Origin of the sequence: Marinomonas shanghaiensis, assembly GCF_003259175.1 — a bacterium.
GTDB classification, from domain to species: Bacteria; Pseudomonadota; Gammaproteobacteria; order Pseudomonadales; family Marinomonadaceae; genus Marinomonas; species Marinomonas shanghaiensis.
Genome location: NZ_QGOK01000013.1, coordinates 74,206 through 93,582, shown reverse-complemented (window position 1 = coordinate 93,582; position 19,377 = coordinate 74,206). Strand labels below are relative to the sequence as shown.

Annotated in this window: 18 protein-coding genes; 6 read left to right on the top strand and 12 right to left on the bottom strand. The window is 42.7% G+C overall.

All coding sequences use genetic code 11. From position 1 onward, the window contains the following. Positions 1–252: 252 nt before the first annotated feature. Positions 253–1,224, top strand: coding sequence for a calcium/sodium antiporter (locus DKT73_RS11615; protein WP_111638720.1), 972 nt, complete (start codon positions 253–255; stop codon positions 1,222–1,224). Between the two features lie 81 nt (positions 1,225–1,305). Then, entirely contained in the window at positions 1,306–2,154 is an 849-nt protein-coding gene (locus DKT73_RS11610; RefSeq protein ID WP_111638719.1) for a mechanosensitive ion channel family protein, read from the top strand. A gap of 55 nt (positions 2,155–2,209) precedes the next feature. Here the strand turns inward: DKT73_RS11610 and DKT73_RS11605 are convergent, their stop codons facing one another. Continuing rightward, positions 2,210–3,217, bottom strand: a complete 1,008-nt coding sequence (locus tag DKT73_RS11605; protein ID WP_111638718.1) for an asparaginase — start codon at positions 3,215–3,217, stop codon at positions 2,210–2,212. 77 nt (positions 3,218–3,294) lie between these two features. After that, on the bottom strand, positions 3,295–3,726 hold the full coding sequence (locus tag DKT73_RS11600; protein ID WP_111638717.1) for a VOC family protein: 432 nt from the start codon (positions 3,724–3,726) through the stop codon (positions 3,295–3,297). Positions 3,727–3,913: 187 nt separating this feature from the next. Between DKT73_RS11600 and DKT73_RS11595 the strand changes: the two genes are divergently transcribed. Further along, on the top strand, positions 3,914–4,909 hold the full coding sequence (locus DKT73_RS11595) for a DMT family transporter (RefSeq protein WP_232827857.1): 996 nt from the start codon (positions 3,914–3,916) through the stop codon (positions 4,907–4,909). Between the two features lie 120 nt (positions 4,910–5,029). Here the strand turns inward: DKT73_RS11595 and DKT73_RS11590 are convergent, their stop codons facing one another. From DKT73_RS11590 to cynS, 7 genes are all read right to left on the bottom strand, one after another. Beyond that, on the bottom strand, positions 5,030–5,887 hold the full coding sequence (locus DKT73_RS11590) for a LysR family transcriptional regulator (RefSeq protein WP_198666606.1): 858 nt from the start codon (positions 5,885–5,887) through the stop codon (positions 5,030–5,032). A 487-nt stretch (positions 5,888–6,374) separates the two neighbouring features. After that, positions 6,375–7,055, bottom strand: a complete 681-nt coding sequence (locus tag DKT73_RS11585) for a hypothetical protein (protein WP_157959178.1) — start codon at positions 7,053–7,055, stop codon at positions 6,375–6,377. 108 nt (positions 7,056–7,163) lie between these two features. Further along, the gene (locus DKT73_RS11580) at positions 7,164–7,439 is read right to left on the bottom strand and encodes a hypothetical protein (RefSeq protein WP_111638714.1); all 276 of its coding nucleotides are present in this window, start codon (positions 7,437–7,439) and stop codon (positions 7,164–7,166) included. A gap of 241 nt (positions 7,440–7,680) precedes the next feature. Beyond that, positions 7,681–10,161 carry a glycogen/starch/alpha-glucan phosphorylase gene (locus DKT73_RS11575; protein WP_111638713.1) on the bottom strand — a complete coding sequence of 827 codons (2,481 nt, stop codon included), beginning with the start codon at positions 10,159–10,161 and terminating at the stop codon, positions 7,681–7,683. A 91-nt stretch (positions 10,162–10,252) separates the two neighbouring features. Beyond that, positions 10,253–11,968 (bottom strand): bifunctional protein-serine/threonine kinase/phosphatase, encoded by a 1,716-nt coding sequence (locus tag DKT73_RS11570; protein ID WP_198666605.1) that lies wholly within the window; start codon positions 11,966–11,968, stop codon positions 10,253–10,255. A gap of 64 nt (positions 11,969–12,032) precedes the next feature. Further along, a complete protein-coding gene (locus DKT73_RS11565) occupies positions 12,033–12,845 on the bottom strand; it encodes a formate/nitrite transporter family protein (RefSeq protein ID WP_111638711.1) in 813 nt (270 codons plus the stop codon). A 56-nt stretch (positions 12,846–12,901) separates the two neighbouring features. Beyond that, positions 12,902–13,342: a cyanase gene (gene cynS / locus DKT73_RS11560; protein WP_111638710.1), complete on the bottom strand. Its 441-nt coding sequence runs from the start codon at positions 13,340–13,342 to the stop codon at positions 12,902–12,904. 152 nt (positions 13,343–13,494) lie between these two features. Here cynS and DKT73_RS11555 point away from each other — a divergent pair, with 152 nt between their 5' ends. From DKT73_RS11555 to DKT73_RS11545, 3 genes are all read left to right on the top strand, one after another. Then, the gene (locus tag DKT73_RS11555; protein ID WP_111638709.1) at positions 13,495–13,689 is read left to right on the top strand and encodes a hypothetical protein; all 195 of its coding nucleotides are present in this window, start codon (positions 13,495–13,497) and stop codon (positions 13,687–13,689) included. Between the two features lie 331 nt (positions 13,690–14,020). After that, entirely contained in the window at positions 14,021–14,473 is a 453-nt protein-coding gene (locus DKT73_RS11550) for an Lrp/AsnC family transcriptional regulator (RefSeq protein ID WP_111638708.1), read from the top strand. A gap of 132 nt (positions 14,474–14,605) precedes the next feature. Then, positions 14,606–16,195 (top strand): methyl-accepting chemotaxis protein, encoded by a 1,590-nt coding sequence (locus DKT73_RS11545; protein ID WP_111638707.1) that lies wholly within the window; start codon positions 14,606–14,608, stop codon positions 16,193–16,195. Between the two features lie 104 nt (positions 16,196–16,299). On the opposite strand, the gene DKT73_RS11540 is transcribed toward DKT73_RS11545, so the two are convergent. The 3 genes from DKT73_RS11540 to DKT73_RS11530 all read right to left on the bottom strand — a co-directional run bounded on the left by DKT73_RS11540 (position 16,300) and on the right by DKT73_RS11530 (position 19,371). After that, positions 16,300–17,313, bottom strand: coding sequence for a 1-aminocyclopropane-1-carboxylate deaminase (locus DKT73_RS11540; protein WP_111638706.1), 1,014 nt, complete (start codon positions 17,311–17,313; stop codon positions 16,300–16,302). A 406-nt stretch (positions 17,314–17,719) separates the two neighbouring features. Further along, positions 17,720–18,127, bottom strand: coding sequence for a Rid family detoxifying hydrolase (locus tag DKT73_RS11535; protein ID WP_111638705.1), 408 nt, complete (start codon positions 18,125–18,127; stop codon positions 17,720–17,722). A gap of 26 nt (positions 18,128–18,153) precedes the next feature. Continuing rightward, positions 18,154–19,371, bottom strand: a complete 1,218-nt coding sequence (locus DKT73_RS11530; protein WP_111638704.1) for a M20 family metallopeptidase — start codon at positions 19,369–19,371, stop codon at positions 18,154–18,156. Positions 19,372–19,377: the final 6 nt, after the last annotated feature.

Genomic DNA, 19,377 nt, shown 5'->3' with positions numbered 1-19,377 from the left:
ACTTTCTGAGATAACCGTCAACAGTCTCCGAACAGCAGTTCGTGGCGGTTATGTCCTATCTGGATTGACAAGACTTAAGGCAAACGTTGCTCTCGGGGTGGGGAGTAGTGGTTGCCTTTGTCTATGCCACCCCGAGGATACCCATATGTATAAACCGCTTGAACGATCCCTAGCATTGGTCTCAATGTCTTCTCAGCTCATCGTATTTTCTGCTCTCTCTTTTCTTGGTTTCTTTTTAGGTAAGGTGACTCTATGACCCTCGCAATTCTCGCCATTATAGGTGGTTTTATTTTATTGGTTTGGAGTGCCGATCGCTTTGTCGAAGGCGCTGCTGCCACAGCAAAATACGCTGGGATGCCGCCATTACTCATTGGCATGGTCGTAGTTGGCTTTGGTACGTCTGCCCCTGAAATGGTGGTTTCCGCCATGGCAGCCTTGGACAACAATCCTGACTTAGCGTTAGGCAATGCCATAGGTTCCAATATTGTCAACACAGGGTTAATTCTTGGATTGACGGCCATTATTGCGCCTATTATTGTGCAATCCAACATAGTCCGAAAAGAAATCCCTCTGCTGTTATTAATCGGTTTACTGTTGGGCTATTTTCTTTGGGACGGCGCATTAACACGCTTTGAAGCCGTTCTGTTGTTAGTGGGGTTCTTCGCCCTCATTGGCTGGAGCATTTATTCCGCCATGAAAGGCAAAGGCGATGCACTAGAAGGCGAGATGGAACAAGAGCTGGTTGATCATGCTATGCCAATCAAAAAAGCCATTTTTTGGTTAATATTTGGCCTTGTAGTGTTGATCATAAGCTCTCGTATTCTCGTTTGGGGCGCGGTAAGTATTGCCCAAGCACTTGGTGTCAGTGACTTGATTATTGGTTTAACCATTATCGCACTGGGAACATCATTACCAGAATTGGCCGCCTCTATCATTGCCGTCAGAAAAGGCGAACATGATATTGCCATTGGTAACGTCGTTGGATCGAACATGTTTAATATACTGGCGGTCATTGGTATTGCAGGCATCATATCCCCCATGACGAACCTGACTGGAGAAGTTCTGTCACGGGACTGGTTGGTCATGATGGGGATGACTGTCGTCTTATTAGTTATGGCTTATGGCTTTCGTAAAACAGGCCGTATTAATCGCTTGGAAGGTGCCGGACTCTTGCTCGCTTTTTGCGCCTACAACCTCTGGCTCGTATCGTCCGTCATCGCTTAATAAAAGCGATGGCAATGGCTTTGAATAACCCGCATTAAACACAACGCTGTGTTTAATGCGTTTGAATCACAAGAGACTTTTATGAAAGAATCACTCATTCAGTTTTGGCAAAATAACTCAGAAACCATTATTGCGCTTGGTTACAACGTAATACTGGCCACCGTCATCTTAATCGCCAGTTCCATCATGGCAAAAGCAGTACGCAAAGCGATACAAAACACCAATTCAAAATTGAAAAAACTCGATGCCACTTTGATTCCTATTTTTTCAACGGTGGCCAGTTACGCCGTTTATCTTATCGGCGGCGTGTTTATTTTAGACATATTTGGGGTGAATACCGCCAGCCTTATTGCCCTCGTTGGTGCTGCTGGTCTAGCGATTGGCTTAGCATTAAAAGATACGTTAAGTAATATAGCGGCAGGCATAATGCTATTAATATTACGCCCATTTAATACCGGAGACTTTATCGAGTTTGGTGGAACGCAAGGTACGGTTCGAGAAATAAATCTCTTTACCTGCGTTTTAGAAACCGTTGACGGTTTGTACATAGCTTCGCCAAACAGCGTGCTGTGGGGGAACAACATTAAAAACTTTACCCGCAATGGAAAACGACGCATGGACATTATCGTCGGTATTTCATACTCAGACTCTATTGATGAAGGATTTGCGGTATTACAGAAGATTGCAGAGAACGAACCTAGACTACTCAGCACCCCTGCACCACAAATCATGGTCGCTTCCATGATGGACAGTGCCGTGAACATTCAGTTTAGAGCGTGGGCAAATAACGACGATTATTGGCCTACCTATTGGGATTTAAACAAACGTATTAAAGAATCCATCGAAGCCGCTGGATTGACGATTCCATTCCCACAAAGAACCTTACATCTCGTAGGAACGGATCCAATTTCTCTGAATAAAAACCGATAACACGACATAGAGCGCTTTAGCAAATAAGCCTAAAGCGCTCTATCCATAATACGAGTCACGCTCTTTCAATGGCGCAAACAATCGTCCCCGTTATGCGTTGTTCCCAGTTTTTTAAAATCACCGATCGATACTTCTGCATCACGTCCTCCGCAACAAAAGACGTAATGCCAATATGATCCAATAACGCGGTCATAACCGACTCAGCCGCTCGAACCGCGCCATCTTCACATTTCAGCGCTATGGCGAGTTTTAGCTCAGGAATCGCCGCGATATAAACCCCTTCCGCTCCTACTTTTAAAAAGACGCGCTTCTGTAAGATTCTCATCATATCGGTGCAATAACGATCGGTTCCCGCCACCATAAAAGGATGTTTCACCACAGCGTCATATAAGGTTTTACAGGCCTTTTGGCGCACTTCTGATAAGTTTTCAGGGCTCGCAAACTTCGCAAAGGCCAATGCAAGATTGGTCAGTGGCATAGCCCATGTTGGCGCAGAGCAACCATCTGGCGACCAAGGAGCAGAACTGTAATCGTACTCGCACATTTCTGCCATGGTATTCGAAATTTTTTGTTGTACGGGGTGATCAATGTCTATGTACCCCTGCGATGGAACACCAAGTAATTTTGCCAAACCTAACATACCGGCGTGCTTGCCGGAGCAATTATTATGCAATTGGTTCGGTTTTCTTCCCTCACCCGCTAAGGCATAACCGGCTTCTACACGCATTGGCCAATGACAGCCACATTCAAAATCAGACTCAGACAATACAAGCTTATCCAACATGCTTTGTACGGTATTCACATGCTCCGGCTCACCATTGTGAGACGCACAACAAATGGCAATTTCTTCATCCGTAAACGCAAATTGCTCCGCTCCCCCCATCTCGATAAAAGCCAACACCTGCATAGCCTTAATCGCACTACGAGGATACACCAATGCCTCTACATCGCCCCAAGACGCCATTACCTCGCCAGTACTTGAGACAATCACCGCCTTAATACTGTGTTCACTTTCTACGATACCACCACGTGTCACTTGGACAGAAAGAGGAGCATGCTGCATTAAATTATTCCTTTCATCGAAAATGGACATAAACCATTGTAAACAGAGTAAATTGGACCTAGGGATAAAAAAACGAATTAGATCCGCTCTTTCAATCGACTGGAGATGGGATGATTGTCTTTGAGTTGCAACAAATCCCACAAGTTGCCGTATAAGTCTTCAAACACGGCAACAGTGCCGTATTCTTGTTCTGCAGGTGGTCGAATAAAGTGAATGCCTTCGGCAACCATGCTTTCGTAGTCTCGCCAAAAGTCGTCCGTGTTTAAAAACAGGAAAACACGGCCACCTGCTTGATTGCCGATAAAGTCCATTTGTTCAGGTTTAGATGCTTTCGCCAACAATAAGGTCACCCCCTTTGAACCGGGTGGAGAAACCACTACCCAACGTTTGTCTTGCTCTGGCTGATAGGTATCTTCAAGCAGCTCGAATTTGAGTTTATTCACATAAAAATCAATAGCTTCGTCGTAGTCTCGAACCACCAAAGCAATATGAACAATGTCTTGTTTCATGCTTTTTCTACTCGTTCTGATCAATAAAAATAACAACCATTATTAATGCTAACAAGACGACATTAAAATGTCCCGTAGAGAATTAGATAAAAATTGAGGCGAAGTCAACCAATAACCTCAAATAAACACAATTTAATAAATAAGCAACTTAACCTATAAAATATCAATGTATTAGCAAACGTTAACAATGCCATTAGAAGACTTAATTATTTTTATAAAAATTATTGTGCCAATATTTATTTCACAAAAACAATCAAAATTAACGGATGGACTTATTATGGAAACCTCTAAAAAGACTAATGACTTATTTTCTAATAAAGAGTTACTACCTGCTATCACTCTACCTTTTTTATTTATAGTGCTGTGGAGTTCTGGCTATATCGGCGGTGCGATAGGACTTGATTACGCAGAACCTTTTACTATGACTTTATTTCGCTTTGGTAGTGCTGCTGCAATTCTGACGATTGTTTCTTTATTGATGAAAGCGCCTTGGCCTAAAGGTAAAAAATTTCTACACGTAGGAGTTGTTGGAGTGTTAATACAAGCCGTCCAATTCGGAGGACTTTACAGCGGTATGAATCTCGGCGTTCCTGCTGGAGTATCCGCATTAATCGTTGGAACTATGCCTATATTAACCGCTATTGGCGCTGGCTTTTTCCTTGGAGAGACCGTTACAAAAAAACAATGGGGTGGGCTATTACTAGGGATTTGTGGCGTCGCCCTAGTCGTTTCGGAAGGATTAAACTTTACGGACATTAATCCTATGGGATACTTCTTTGTAATCATCGCTTTACTTGGCATTACATCCGGAGCGTTATATCAGAAAAAATTCTGTCAATCTATGGATCTACGTAGTGGTGGAGCTATTCAATTAACGATTGCCGCTATGATTATGTGGCTACTCGCGTCTAACTTCGAAACAATGACAGTACAATGGAGCTTCGGGTTTATTGCCTCCACAGCTTGGCTAGCATTAATGAACTCCATCGGTGCCATTAGCTTGATGTATCTATTACTTCGTCGCGGAAAAGCATCCGCTGTCTCTAGCTTATTCTTTTTAATCCCTCCAACGACAGCCATAATGGCAACGCTAGTATTAGGTGACGATTTTGAATTGGTTGAAATGCTTGGATTTACCGTAGCTGTATCAGGGGTTTATCTAGCAACACACAGTAAACCTTAAGAATTAATTAAAACAACTTAAATCATACGTGTATAAAAAATAATTGAAGAGGAATGTAAAATGTGTGGAGCAAAAAAAATTAAAGGGTTAAATCATAGAGTTAAAATTGAAAGTAAATACCTATATAAAAACATACTTGTTAAGTGCGTCTATAATATCCGTAATAACAGGGTCTTTGCCATATGTCCTACTGTGTAAAACAACATCTACTTTAGGTAGTTTTGGTAAATTTGAACATTGAGGCTTTCCCTCATTTAAATAACCATCAATTTCACAACTGAGTAATGCTGAAATCCCAATTTTTGCTTCAATAGCGGCTTTTAAATCACCTATACTGGAAGCATTATAAACAACTTCCCATTGAATATTATGTGCCTCTAATGTTGATATCATCATAGTACGAAACATACATGGACCATCATAAAGGATAATAGGTAATGCTTTATGATCTTTTTTAGAGTATGTTTCTGGAGAAGATGCCCAGAAAACCTCAAATTGTCCAACCACTTTTTTACTATGAGCCCCCTGTTCACAAACCAATAATGCAATATCTAACATTCCATCATTTAAATCGGAAAATAATTTTTGGTTTAAACCGATTTTCACATCTAATTGAATGTTTGGCATTTTACTGCTAATTGAAAGTATCTTTGGTAAGTAAACATGGGATATATGTTCTGACAATCCTATAGAAATATAATTTTTTTCGACTTCTTTTCTAAAGTGATTAATAATCGCATCATTTGTTAACAGTATTTTAGATGCATACTCTAGCAACATTTCACCTGTAGGGGTAAGAACCAGCCCCCTACCCGCTCGGCTAAATAAAGTTGTATCAAGCATGCTTTCCAGCCGTTTTATATGTTGAGAAATCGCTGATTGAGTAAGATATAACGCCTTTGCAGCTTTAGAAACTCCCCCGTGCTCAACAACAGCGCTAAAGCTCCTTAATGTTACAATATCAATATTTTTTGACATTAACATTCTCCCTTAAAATTACACCAAGTCCTCATTACTATTTTTAACTAGTTACTATATTGAAAAATACTCTATTAATTTAATTTTTCTATTGAAGTTAAAAATTTTTGCCATTAAGACCTATGATGACACAAGATCAAAACTCTTTTCTATGAAGCACCTCTACCTTAATTTTCACGGCAGAAAAGTATTTTCAGAACGTTCAATATGAAAGAAGTAGTCTTGCTGAACAATGCCCTCTAACCAAAGCAATATACACAATGTTCTGCTTCATACTTTACATCTTCGTTTCAATAATAGGAATAACGAACACTATAATCATTGTATTGCTAAAAGTTGTGAGGAAGGGTTAACGCTCATTTACAAGCTTGGTTGCCAACAAAGATCAACCTATGCCGTATTAGGTGTCAAAGACTTCAGATAGGGCTAGGGCGGCAATGCAAAACCACTTAACTCAAAATAGCAGCAATTCGCTTGATATTGTTGACTAGGTTTGTGAAAAATGATGCTCAACCTCAACTCTAACTGTACCCCATAGATTAACTAGTCCCTTGCTCTCGAAGAAAACCTTTCCATGAGAATTCCCTGCATCAGTCTTCATTGACGCAAAATGTTGGTCGAAGTTTTCAACGTCGTATTTTTTTGAGCAGTAGTTCCGAAGCTCCTCAACGGTAACGTCATTTTCAGTTTCAAGCTCCAAAAAAGCTCGGATGATCCGACTATTTGCTTGTTCTGGTCTGCCCGCCCAAAGCCGTATGCGGCTTAACTTACTAAATTCACCGGTTTGCTGTGCGGTATTCAAATTATCTGAATCAATCAGCCCTGACTTAGGAGTAGTACTATCGTACTGCGTATGACAAGGCTGGCAAATGAACTTGAACGTCTCATGCACTGGTTCATGAGCCAAGAGAATTTTATCTTCCGCCTGTTTGATGTCGCATACGACGTATCCAGCACTATTGAGATATTCAGACAGGACCTTCTCAATAATTGCACGTCGTTCTCGACCATGTACATGAGCTGACTGCAGAATTGCCTGAGAACCGCACATTTCACAAGTTCCACCTCTACCTATTCTATGCAACCTAGTGAAGCTATTTATCAAGTTCCGGATTCGTGGTCCAACGAAGTTATGGAACTCTTGAATGCTTCCTTTGAATTCTGCCATGTACGATAACCTAACTATCATTGAAAGACTGGAAAACTGCGCAGCAGTTTGAAGGTTAAAAGGAATTAAACTAATGATTCTTAAATGTTTTTTATAAATCCTTTGCACTCAAAGGATAAGAAATACATTTTTTATATCGAACTCCAATTTTAGCCCAGTGGGCTCATCAAAATAAAAATGGCCATGCGAACCAGAAATAATACCACCAATCGAATCAGAGTTTATTTCTGATATTTCTACACACCAATCATTATTTGAAGTATCCCTGACAACAACGCATGTGCCAATTGAAACTCCTCCCTTGCTGAAATATTTCCCACTTCCAGCTTGTGGAATGCTTTCAAGATCAGCTACCTGTAATTCAATGGGCTTATTTTTAAGCATGATTTATCCATCTTCTTATAATTTTTTCATTATTATTCCAAGTTTCTATACATCCTGTCCATCTATCTGCTCGTATCTCAAAGCCCAACCTAGGTCCAAGATATTCATAGCAAAACAGCACATGTTAAAGCAGCCACCTACAGGTGAAAGCGGCGCTTTCAATGGCAGATTACGGTCGTTCCTCCCTCATACTGCCCTACAAGGGATGAAGACCGTCGCAGAAAGCGCAACTTATTTCTGTTTACACTGGGTGCGCGGGCAGTTTCCAAATCTCGTCAGCGTATTCTTGAATAGTACGATCTGATGAGAATTTCCCCATGCGGGCGGTGTTTAAAACGGCCATGCGTGCCCAGCGTGTTTTGTCTTGGTAGGCGTCTGACACTTGCTGTTGGCAGTCCATGTAGGCGCGGTAATCGGCCATGACTTTATAAGGGTCTCCTCCAGCGAGTAGGCTGTTTCGAATATCATCAAAGGCATGAGGATCGTTTGGCGAAAAATGACCTGAACACAGCCAATCTAGGGCGCCTTTTAGCTCTTCATCTTGTTGATAATACTGGTACGAATTATACCCTTTATGATCCAACGCCCTCACTTGATCGACGTTTAAGCCAAAAATAAAAATGTTGTCTGGCCCGACTTCTTCGAGTATTTCCACATTAGCGCCATCCATAGTACCAATGGTCACTGCGCCATTTAGGGCCAATTTCATGTTGCCGGTGCCAGACGCTTCTTTTCCTGCGGTAGATATTTGCTCAGACAAATCCGCTGCGGGGATAATATGCGATGCTAAAGACACACGATAATTGGGCAGAAAGACCACTTTCAATTTGCCCATAGTGCGCGGGTCGTTGTTAATAACCCTTGCCACACTATTAATGGCGTAAATAATATTTTTTGCTAACGCATAACCTGGTGCCGCTTTCGCACCAAAAATAAATACTCGTGGTACCATGTCCAATGCAGGGTTATTCAATAACCGATGGTATAAGGTCAGAATATTTAACAGGGTTAGATGCTGACGCTTGTATTCATGCAAGCATTTGATCTGCACATCAAACAAGGCAAATGGATCGACGTCTATGCCGCATTCTTTTTTAATGATATTGGCAAGATGCACTTTATTTTGATGTTTGACCGCCATGAAGTCGTCTAAAAAGGCGTTATCATCCAAGAAGCTTTCTAATTTACGCAAGCGCTCTAAATGCTTTGGCCAATCACTATCAATTCCATATCGTTCGAAAAGTTGTACCAATCCGGGATTACAACCTAATAACCAGCGACGAGGCGTGATGCCATTGGTTTTATTGGTAAATTTTCCCGGATAAAGCTGGTCAAAATGCGGGAAAAGTTCACTCTTCAGCAGTTGAGAATGCAGCGCCGCCACACCATTGACCTTATGGCTGGCAATCACCGCTAAATGCGCCATACGGATCATTTTATGCTCGCCTTCTTCAATGACAGACAAGGCACGGCATATATCATCGCGGCCCGGCCAGTGCTGAGCCACTTCACCCATAAAACGATGATTAATCTCATAGATAAGCTGCAGATGTCGCGGTAGCACTTTCTCAAATAGCCCAACACTCCATTTTTCGAGCGCTTCTGGCAATAAAGTGTGATTGGTGTAAGCAAAAGTACGTATAACAATATCCCAAGTGGTGTCCCAACCAAGGTGTTTGTCATCCAACAGTACTCGAGTCAATTCCACAATGGCGATGGCAGGATGCGTATCGTTCAATTGAATCACGGCTTTTTCAGGTAACTTTGTCCAATCCGAGTTCATTTTCTCAAATCGACGTAAAATATCGGCCAAAGAGCACGCCACAAAAAAGTACTGTTGTACCAAACGCAGCTCTTTACCGTTGGCATTTTGATCGTTGGGATACAATACTTTAGAAATTGTCTCGCCCATGGCCTTAGAACGAACCGCTTCAACATAGTCGCCTTTGTTAAACTCTTCTAAATCAAAATCTTCGGTGGAATGTGAAGACCATAAACGTAAGAAGTTCACGGTTTTGGTATCATAACCGGCGACTGGGATATCAAATGGCACCCCCATTACGCTACGAGTATCAACCCACACGGAGCGGCTATTACCAGCATTGTCATAAGCCGTTTCTACACGACCATAGTATTGAATGGTCTGTGAATATTCAGGACGAATGATGTCCCACGGCGTACCGTATTTAAGCCATGTATCCGGATGCTCTATTTGCTTACCCTGCAAGAATTCTTGTTTGAACAAACCAAATTCGTAATAAATGCCGTAACCAATTGCAGGCAAATCTAAAGTGGCTAACGAGTCTAAAAAGCAAGCGGCTAATCGGCCAAGTCCGCCATTGCCCAAGCCCATGTCCATCTCTTCGTCACAGATCTGTTCCCAATCCAAACCCAATTCTTCAATAGCTTGTTTCGCGGCGTCATATACACCGATATTATGGGCGTTATTGATCAACATACGCCCCATCAGATATTCCATCGATAAGTAATAAACACGGCGTACATTGTCGCGATTATGAGCGATTTGAGTTACCGACATGTCATCGGTAATACGATCACGAATGGCTAAAGATAAAGCCAACCACCAATCCCTCGCAGTGGCCTGTTGGGGCAAATGTACCAAAGTATAGCGCAGATGGTGCAGGATACTTTCTTTCATAGTTTGACGCGAAGCAACGCCATCAAAAGCATCATCGGAGATTATATTTGCCACTAGAGACATAGCCTACCACCTCATATTTCGTTAGATCATCAGTGTAACGCCTGAATTGAGACAATAAATGTTTTCTTTTAAAAAAGCGTCATGTGAAAAACTAAAATTTTACCAGCAATAAAAAACCAATCACCAAAAACAAGAAGAAAGACACGCCTTGCCAGAACATCACTGGGTTGCGTTGTATAAGTGGCGGTCGATTACGATCGAGGAAGATTTGATTTGGGTGATGCAAGTCGTAGATAAATTCAGAGACTTCTTCATAACGTTTTAACGGATTGATGTGTAAGGCTTTATGCAATGCATCGTCAATCCAAACGGGCAATTCAGAGTCTTCGGTAATCACACTACGGTAGGTTAGGCGACGTTGAGCGGTGATGCTTTTTGCTTGAGCAATTTTCGGGCTATAAGGGAATTGGTTGCCAGATAACATTTGGTAGGCAATGACGCCGAGAGCATAAATATCGGAGCGCTCAGAACCCGCATGACCAAGAAAGTATTCTGGTGCGGAATAGCGCATGGTGCCACGCAGAACCTCATCGTCTTTGGTGTTGCTCACACCTGCAATATGAGTAGAGCCAAAATCGATAATTTTCACTGTGCCGTGTTTATCTATCATGATGTTCGCTGGGCGAATATCTTGATGAATCATGCTTTTACGATGAAACGCCTGCAAGCCATTGGCGATCTGTGAAAGGATGTCGCGGATTTTTTCTAATGTCGGTTTGGGGTTATCTATCATCCATTGAGCAAGGGACTGTCCTTCGATGTATTCGGTTACCAAATACAGAAATTGTCGTTGCCGAGGCGTCTCCATCGCTTTCACTACATGAGGATTATTGAGGCGTTTGGCAATCCAATCTTCTAACATGAAGCTTTCCAAGTACGCGCTATCGTCGCTCAGTTCCGCTGAAGGCGTTTTTATCACCACATGTTCATGACTCTCCATATCCCGTGCCAAAAACACATGGCTGCGGCTGCTCACATAAAGAGAACGAAGTATCTCGTAGCCGTCAAATGCCATTCTTTCTCTTAATGGCGGCGGCACAGGTAATTGACAGACATTTTGCACTACCTCGTCCCATTGATAACTTGGCACCTCGTCAACACGGGCAATTTGCATACTCAAATTATCATCGCTGCCATTGCTCAGTGCTAGCGAGATAATATGCTCTGCGGCTTGGTCCACACTCTCAGACTCGGCAATACAGGTAATCATTTGCTCAGCCGTGACGAATTCATACACACCATCCGTCGCCATCACAAATATGTCGTCTTTGTTCATCGGTACGGTTTGATAATCCAATTCTAAAATCGGTTCTATGCCTAAGGCACGCGTCAAATAGCTCACATTAGTCGACACCACTCGACGATGGTCCTTTGTGAGTTGCTCAAATTTGCCATCGAGTAAGCGATAAATACGGCTGTCGCCTAAATGAAAAATATGCGCCGCATTTGCGCACAGAACAATGGCGGAAAAAGTACAAACATAACCTTTGTCTTTATCGAATCGGCCGGGGCCATTCTGGGTTTGAGAATACAGAGCGGCATTGATGGAGTGAATGACTTTTTCGCCAGATGTTTTCACCGACCACGCGTCCGAAGTGTGGTAAAAATCGTCTAAAAAACGCGTAGTAGCGAATTCACTAGCGACTTGGCTCACTGGGCTAGAACTGATGCCGTCGGCGATGACAAGAGCAATCCCCCTGGTGGTGAGCAGCGGTTCTATAGGGATCAGACTGCCCAAACTGTCTTGATTAATGGCTTTTTTGCCCCTATTGGTAGCGCGGCCAATACTTATTTCCAGTGCTTTCATCAAGATCCTTAAATACAAAAAACTCTGCAAGCATAAATACTCACAGAGTTTTGAAGTAAATACCTTATGCCAATTTACGCGACGCAGAAGTTCTTACATGCGTCAGATACAGTGGCAAACCGACCAACAATAGACCACCGGCTAAATTCCCCAACACCGTCGGAATTTCGTTCCAAATTAAATAGTCCGATACCGTAAATTCGCCCCCCATAATCATGGAAAAAGGGAACAAGAACATATTAACAATAGAGTGCTCAAAACCCATGTAAAAGAACAACATAACCGGCATCCACATAGCCGCCATTTTAGCGCCAGCTGAAGTCGAGATCATTGCGCCAACCACGCCCATAGACACCATCCAGTTACATAACATGCCACGAATGAAAATGGTAAACCAACCACCAGCGCCATGGGATTGATAGCCCAAAGTACGAGACTCACCAATTGAGCTCACTTTTGCGGCCAGTGCGCCACCGTCCGTCGCATAACCATAGGTCAAAATAAACGACATAAAAAACGCCGTGGTTAAAGCGCCTGCAAAGTTACCAATAAACACCAAGCCCCAATTACGCAGGACTTGCGCCGGAGTCACTCCCGGACGTTTATCCAGTAACGCCAAAGGCACTAAAGTAAACACGCCCGTTAGTAAATCAAACTTCATCAAATACAGCATAATGAAGCCCACTGGAAACAATACCGCCCCCAGCAATGGGCTTCCTGTTTGAGTGGCGACGGTAATCGCAAATACCGCCGCTAAACCAAGAATGGCGCCAGCCATAAAAGCACGGATAACAGTATCTTTTGTCGACATGTAGACTTTTTGCTCGCCCGCATCGACCATCTTAGTAACAAATTCGCTTGGTTCTATGTACGCCATTTTTACGCCCTCTTATTCTTTAAAATTACCTAAGATTCACTTTTGAAAAGAAATAATTACCAAGATTTATATGGCAAAAACTTCCCGTTCAGTGTCAAAATCACACGATCTCCTTTAGGGTTTTCTTCCTTATCGACCGTCATAGAAAAATCAATCGCACTCATGATGCCGTCGCCAAATTTCTCTTGAATTACTTCTTTCAATGTTGGTCCATAAACGCCTACCACTTCATACAGTCGATAAATCAAAGGATCTTGTGGAATCGCTTGATCCCAGGTTTTGGTTGGATACTCCATCAGCGCGGATTTTGCTTCGGCTGGTAAACCTAAAAAAGCCACCAGCTTATCAGCCACATCCGCTGAACAACTGTTCATACCTAAACAAGCCGAAGTGATCCAGACATCCGTCATACCAGTGGCTTGCGCGATAGACTCCCAACTGAGATTTTTTTCTTTTTTCATCGCAAAAATTGCTTCAGTGACATCAATTTTTTTCATTCACTTTCTCCTAAATATAGAGCCCTCAAACGAAATAGAGCGCATCAAAATACAGATCATTAGCGCGGCTAGAACCAAAAGATTCAGTAATCCATAGCAATATTTTTTTCGAACTTTATTTGCTTATGACAAGGCCAAATTCGGAGAATTAAATGGCTTTTTTAGAAAGAAAAAGAGAAGAGAGAAGAAAAGCGCACAGGCCACCCTCATCAGCAATCTCCTTTCTAAAGGAGCCTGACCGAGTGCTACTGATAAAACAGCAGCTGGCGACGATGCCAATAAGCAAACTGATCGACATTGATCAATTTGTTTTCCGTGCCCAAAACAACACAGAGACGCTTAGGTAACAGCAAGTATGGTGCCAAATAAATAAAGGCACCTGTGATACCCGCCTAAATACGCATAATACGATTGATTTACCTATTAAAAATATTTTCGACCACAACAAAATCCGTTTTTTTAAAATAAAAAAATACGGCGTAAACAAAGCCGTTCGCACCAAAAAAAAGCACCCTGATTGAATTAGGAACAAGATCCGAGCACGGATCTAAAAGACAAAAACCAACCCATTGATAGATTTCCCACAAAACCCAATTACCTATTTCTTCTATTTCAACATTTTGCTAATTTCAGAAAGAATCTTTCGTTTACTCAGTTAAAAACAGTAAGGTATGGTATATGGACAAAATTGATAAAAAAATTCTACGCTTATTACAACAAGATGGTCGACTCACCAATGCGGATTTAGCCGAACAGGTCAACGTGAGCCCAGCGACGTGTCATCGCCGTACCCATCAACTTTTTAAAGACGGTTACATCAGCGAAGTACGTGCAATCATTAATCCAGACAAAGTAGAGCGCAGCGCATTAGTCTTAGTCGGTGTGGTATTAGACAGATCCACACAAGAAAGCTTTGCTACCTTTGAGAACGCCATCGCTAAGCTGCCTTTTATTCTGGACTGTCACTTAGTCGCAGGCGATTTTGATTATTTTCTTAAAGTCCGAGTCAAAGACATGGCCGACTTTAATAAACTACACAGCGATCAATTATTGGCCTTGCCAAGCGTGCGGCAACTACGTACTTTTTTTGTGATGAAAGAAGTCAAAGACAACGTGGCACTGGCTTTTTAAATTGCCATGCCACATTAAGAATACGGCATTTAAAAAATACCCATTTCGTTTTAACAAGATTGGATAAAAAATGAACAAATAGTCATTGTCTACTAGTATTAGTAATCATCGCCCTCAACTCGGAGCAAAGTAATGACAATAAAAGTAAAAATATATTTAGGCGTATTATTGTTCGTTGTCATCGTGCTAGGTAATGCTATTTTAGGCATGCTATCGATCAGCAAATTAAACTCTGAAATCACTTTTATTACGGGTAACGCTTGGGATGCCGCTGACGGTGCGATGGAAGGCACTATTGGCATCCAATCACAAATCATTACCCTTGATGCCTTCATCAACAACGAAATGTCATTAACTGACGCCAGAAATAAGATGAAGGAAACCAATGCATTCACTCTTGAAGCCCTGGACAGAATGAAAAACTCAGGTTTAATAGGAACACAAGCCTTAACCACTCTGGACAATTATTTAGCAACCCTAGAAACCCTGAAAGGCAGAATACTGTCCGATAATACTGAGATCTCTACCGGCGCCGTTGCAGAATTTGATCAACACGTTGAAAAGCTACTAACCTTCCTTGAAAAGCTCGAAGAAGAAGGTGACAGCCAAGTCGAAATCAGAGCGGTGAACTTAGAAAATGTCATCAATACAGTAAAGCTCAATAATACAATCGGCTTAACCATTGTATTGATTCTGTCTGTTTTTATCGCTTTCGCTGCGAACCGTCTTATTATTCAACCTTTACGTCAAATGATAACAGTTTTAGAAAACCTCAATCGTGCTGACGGCAACTTAACCACTCGTCTTGATGCTTCTGGCAAAGACGAAATGGCCGAAGTCGCTAGAAACCTAAACGGGTTCATTGAACTGGTGCATTCAGTGATTAAGCAAGTTGCCAACACCGTCTCATCAACCCAAGGTTTTGCCACACAGATAGACAACGCTTTGCAACAAGTCGACAAAATGTCCAAACATCAACAGCGAGGCACAAAAGACATTGCCAACGCGGTGAATGTCATGACCAATTCGTTGAGCCAAGTGTCGGTTGATGCGAATAAGTGTGGTGACATGGCCATAGAAGCCAATACTAACTCTACCAAGGGGCAAAATAACCTGTCACAAACCCTTAAGTCCTTACACAACGTTGTCGACGAAATGGATAAAGCTTCTTCCGTGGTGTCTACCTTAGAAACAGACGGCCAAAACATTGGTAATATACTGGATGTCATTCGAGGCATTGCTGAGCAAACCAACCTATTGGCTCTTAATGCTGCTATTGAAGCCGCCCGTGCTGGGGAAACCGGTCGAGGCTTTGCCGTCGTCGCCGATGAAGTGCGCAACCTAGCCAACAGAACACATGAATCTACTCTGGAAATAGAAACCGCCGTGGAGCGTATTCAAAAAGGTTCTGCCGATGCAGCACAAGTCATGCGAACATCGCAGACACTCACAGAAAGCGTCTCGAAACAAGCACAAGAAACCATTGAAATGTTTACCACCATTATCGAATCTATCAACATTTTGAGCCATACCAACCAACAAATCTCTATCTCCATTCAGGAGCAAAACCAACAAGCTGATGAAATAGCAGAACAGATCAATGGCGTCACCAACACCGCATCATCCAATGTGGAATACACACAAACCGCCGTTGATATCAAAAACCGCCTGATCAATGATGTACAGCAGTTAAGCAAACTCGTGGACCGCTTTCGTATTTGATGGTGTGTTAAATCAATGCGAAATCCCTTCACAAACATACACATTGCAATAAAAAAGGCTTCCACCTGGAAGCCTTTTTGACAAGTTTAATAACTCATTAACCGTTAGCCATTACGATAAATATAGCTATAGCCGTTGATGGCAGGAACACCACCGAGATGAGCATAAAGTACTTTAGAACCTTCAGGGAAGAAGCCTTTTTGCGCTAAATCAATCAAACCTTGCATGGATTTCCCTTCATAAACAGGGTCTGTCATCATGCCTTCTAAACGTGCAACCAAACGAATCGCCTCATTGGTTTCGTGCGATGGCACACCATAGGCTGGATAAGCATAGTCTTCCTTAATCACGATATCATCTGCCGTCATTTCACGACCTAGCTCAACCAATTCGGCCGTATTTTTGGCAATCGCTAATACCTGATCTCGTGTTTGTTGAGGCGTTCCTGAGGCATCAATCCCAATCACATTTTGTGAGCGACCATCCGCAGCAAAACCAACCGCCATACCGGCATGAGTCGACCCAGTTACCGTACAAACCACAATATAATCGAACTTAAAGCCTAGCGCTTTCTCTTGCTCACGCACTTCTTCAGCAAACCCAACATAACCCAAACCACCGTATTTATGCACAGACGCTCCCGCTGGAATTGGGTATGGTTTACCGCCTTTGGCTTTTACGTCTTCAATAGCGTTTTTCCAACTCTCACGGATACCAATATCAAAACCATCGTTCACAAGATCGATTTCTGCGCCCATCACTCGGCTCATCAGAATGTTACCAACGCGGTCATACACAGCGTCTTCGAATGGCACCCAACTCTCCTGAACCAAACGACATTTCATACCTATTTTCGCAGCGGTCGCGGTGACCAAACGAGTATGGTTGGATTGCACACCACCGATACTCACCAAGGTATCCGCACCAGAAGCGATGGCATCAGGCACTATGTATTCCAATTTACGAAGCTTATTACCGCCTAGAGCGAGACCAGAGTTACAGTCTTCGCGTTTCGCATAGACCTCAATATTGCCTAGGTGATCAGACAGACGTTGTAGCTTTTCAATGGGGGTTGGTCCAAAGGTCAACGGATAACGCTCAAATTTTTTCAAGTTCATGATGGTCGTTCCTTTTCAGTGAAAATATATCGTTTTAACGACCACCAGATTAGCGAAACAATAATGAAATGTGCTTTCTAATATCGATTATTTTTGACTAAAAAAACCAATAAAATACTTTTTAATAATGAAAATATCGTATTTAAATCCAATAAAATGAAAGAGTCTTTCAAGACATAAAGCACAATAATAACGACAAATTAACCTACAGAAAATGGTAGTAGACATAGTCGTGTCCACAGGTTTTCTGTCGAGTTTTAGCGCATCAAGAGTTTTGGAGGGATCAGATTTTTGACGGCCTAAAGACCGACCTACAGGTAATTTGTTTTGGTTTGATGGGATTTCACTAAGGGTGGTAGCGCAATCCAACGTTGGAATGGCAACGCTGGATTTGAATTCATTTCGCTCAGGTAACAGCAAGTGCCCAAACTGGATCTGGAATCATCATAATAGCATCCACTTGCATCTCGGCATCCATAGGTAAGCCCTTTACCGAGACAACGGCCCTTGCAGGCAGCGGTGAATTCAGGTGTTTAATCATTTCCCTGTTGAATTCCGCGAGGTTCGACATGTCTTTTAAATAAAGAGTGAGTTTCACCACATGTTCAAGTGAACCACCAGAAGCCATTGCCACGACACTTAAGTTATGAAAAACCTGAGCCGTTTGTTCGGCAATCGAGCCTTGCAATAAGCTGTTGGATTCAACAACAAGAGGGATTTGCCCAGATAGAAATGCCCAGTTACCAGATTTTATCGCTTGTGAACAAACATCTGATTCAGAAGGTGCCAACTCAGTTTCAATTGGGTGAAGCATGATTTTTCTCCATTAGATTCAATCCTTTAGGGCAAAAGCAAAATACTCTTGGCAACCGCTTGAGTGCGAGGCACGAAGGTATCCAGCAAACAGAATTCTCCTTCGGTGTGCATTTTCGCCCCCACCGGCCCCGTTCCACACAAAGTCGGAACCCCCATCGACGAGGTAAAACCCGCATCGGAACAACCACCGGTAAATTCACCTTCAACTGAAAACCCCAATGACTCGGCTTGTATCTGATAATGCGCTAATAACGCAGCACTCATATTTGACTCAAACGGATGAAATGCTGATATCAAGCGCACTGAAGCCGTCACACCTTGAAGCCTGGACATATCAATAATGGCCTGAATCGCATCCATGGCATCGACCATTTGCTCTTTCGTGATGTAGCGTAAATCCAATTTCGCTTTGGCCTCAGCCGCGACTGTATTAGAAGACATACCACCACTGATCAAGCCAACATTGGTCGTGACTCCCGTTTCATAATCAGTCAATGCATGCAGCTCAGTGATGATAAGGGCCAAGCCCCCAATAGCGCTGGCACCGTCCGCATGATTCACACCAGAGTGAGCCGCCTTACCTTTGACAACAATCTCAAAGCTCGCCCCACCTTTTCGAGCCGACACCACATTGCCACTGATACGACCAGGTTCAGCATTGAATACCGCTTTTGCCCCCTTCACCATTTGCTGAATAACATGACGACCTTCTGGCGAACCAATTTCTTCATCGCCAGTAAATAAGCCAACAACCGGGTGAGGTAATTCATAGATATCAGAGTTATTCAACAAATACTGCAAGCCTCTTAGCACAAAACAATTCAATACCAAGCCAGACTTCATGTCCGCCACGCCTGGCCCAAACGCCGTCATCCCATCACGCGTAAAACCACGCGTTGCTACCGTACCTTTTGGAAAAACCGTATCCCGATGACCCATCAAAAAAATAGCAGGCTGTGGATTTTTTTTATCAAATCCAGAACCAATACGAGCCTCCAGCACATCACCTGAACTAACCGATTTATGCCAGCGACATTCAATACCATCAGCTTCCAGCCAAGACGCCATTAGATGTCCAGCCGCATCCACGCCTTCTTTGTCATAACTGTTTGAATCGGTATCCACTAATTCTTGCAGACACTGAATCATCTCGTCCTCTTGAGTGGCGAGCCAATCACAGAGTAAATCCGCATAAGGCGCAAGCCCGCTATTGTTGACCTTTTTTACTGTCGCTAATGTCATGTCGTT

Bases quoted from the DNA above. Each gene is read 5' to 3' on its own strand.
- DKT73_RS11615 (WP_111638720.1), top strand. From the start codon at position 253: ATGACCCTCGCAATTCTCGCCATTATAGGTGGTTTTATTTTATTGGTT.
- DKT73_RS11610 (WP_111638719.1), top strand. From the start codon at position 1,306: ATGAAAGAATCACTCATTCAGTTTTGGCAAAATAACTCAGAAACCATT.
- DKT73_RS11605 (WP_111638718.1), bottom strand. From the start codon at position 3,217: ATGCAGCATGCTCCTCTTTCTGTCCAAGTGACACGTGGTGGTATCGTA.
- DKT73_RS11600 (WP_111638717.1), bottom strand. From the start codon at position 3,726: ATGAAACAAGACATTGTTCATATTGCTTTGGTGGTTCGAGACTACGAC.
- DKT73_RS11595 (WP_232827857.1), top strand. From the start codon at position 3,914: ATGCCATTAGAAGACTTAATTATTTTTATAAAAATTATTGTGCCAATA.
- DKT73_RS11590 (WP_198666606.1), bottom strand. From the start codon at position 5,887: ATGTCAAAAAATATTGATATTGTAACATTAAGGAGCTTTAGCGCTGTT.
- DKT73_RS11585 (WP_157959178.1), bottom strand. From the start codon at position 7,055: ATGGCAGAATTCAAAGGAAGCATTCAAGAGTTCCATAACTTCGTTGGA.
- DKT73_RS11580 (WP_111638714.1), bottom strand. From the start codon at position 7,439: ATGCTTAAAAATAAGCCCATTGAATTACAGGTAGCTGATCTTGAAAGC.
- DKT73_RS11575 (WP_111638713.1), bottom strand. From the start codon at position 10,161: ATGTCTCTAGTGGCAAATATAATCTCCGATGATGCTTTTGATGGCGTT.
- DKT73_RS11570 (WP_198666605.1), bottom strand. From the start codon at position 11,968: ATGAAAGCACTGGAAATAAGTATTGGCCGCGCTACCAATAGGGGCAAA.
- DKT73_RS11565 (WP_111638711.1), bottom strand. From the start codon at position 12,845: ATGGCGTACATAGAACCAAGCGAATTTGTTACTAAGATGGTCGATGCG.
- cynS (WP_111638710.1), bottom strand. From the start codon at position 13,342: ATGAAAAAAATTGATGTCACTGAAGCAATTTTTGCGATGAAAAAAGAA.
- DKT73_RS11555 (WP_111638709.1), top strand. From the start codon at position 13,495: ATGGCTTTTTTAGAAAGAAAAAGAGAAGAGAGAAGAAAAGCGCACAGG.
- DKT73_RS11550 (WP_111638708.1), top strand. From the start codon at position 14,021: ATGGACAAAATTGATAAAAAAATTCTACGCTTATTACAACAAGATGGT.
- DKT73_RS11545 (WP_111638707.1), top strand. From the start codon at position 14,606: ATGACAATAAAAGTAAAAATATATTTAGGCGTATTATTGTTCGTTGTC.
- DKT73_RS11540 (WP_111638706.1), bottom strand. From the start codon at position 17,313: ATGAACTTGAAAAAATTTGAGCGTTATCCGTTGACCTTTGGACCAACC.
- DKT73_RS11535 (WP_111638705.1), bottom strand. From the start codon at position 18,127: ATGCTTCACCCAATTGAAACTGAGTTGGCACCTTCTGAATCAGATGTT.
- DKT73_RS11530 (WP_111638704.1), bottom strand. From the start codon at position 19,371: ATGACATTAGCGACAGTAAAAAAGGTCAACAATAGCGGGCTTGCGCCT.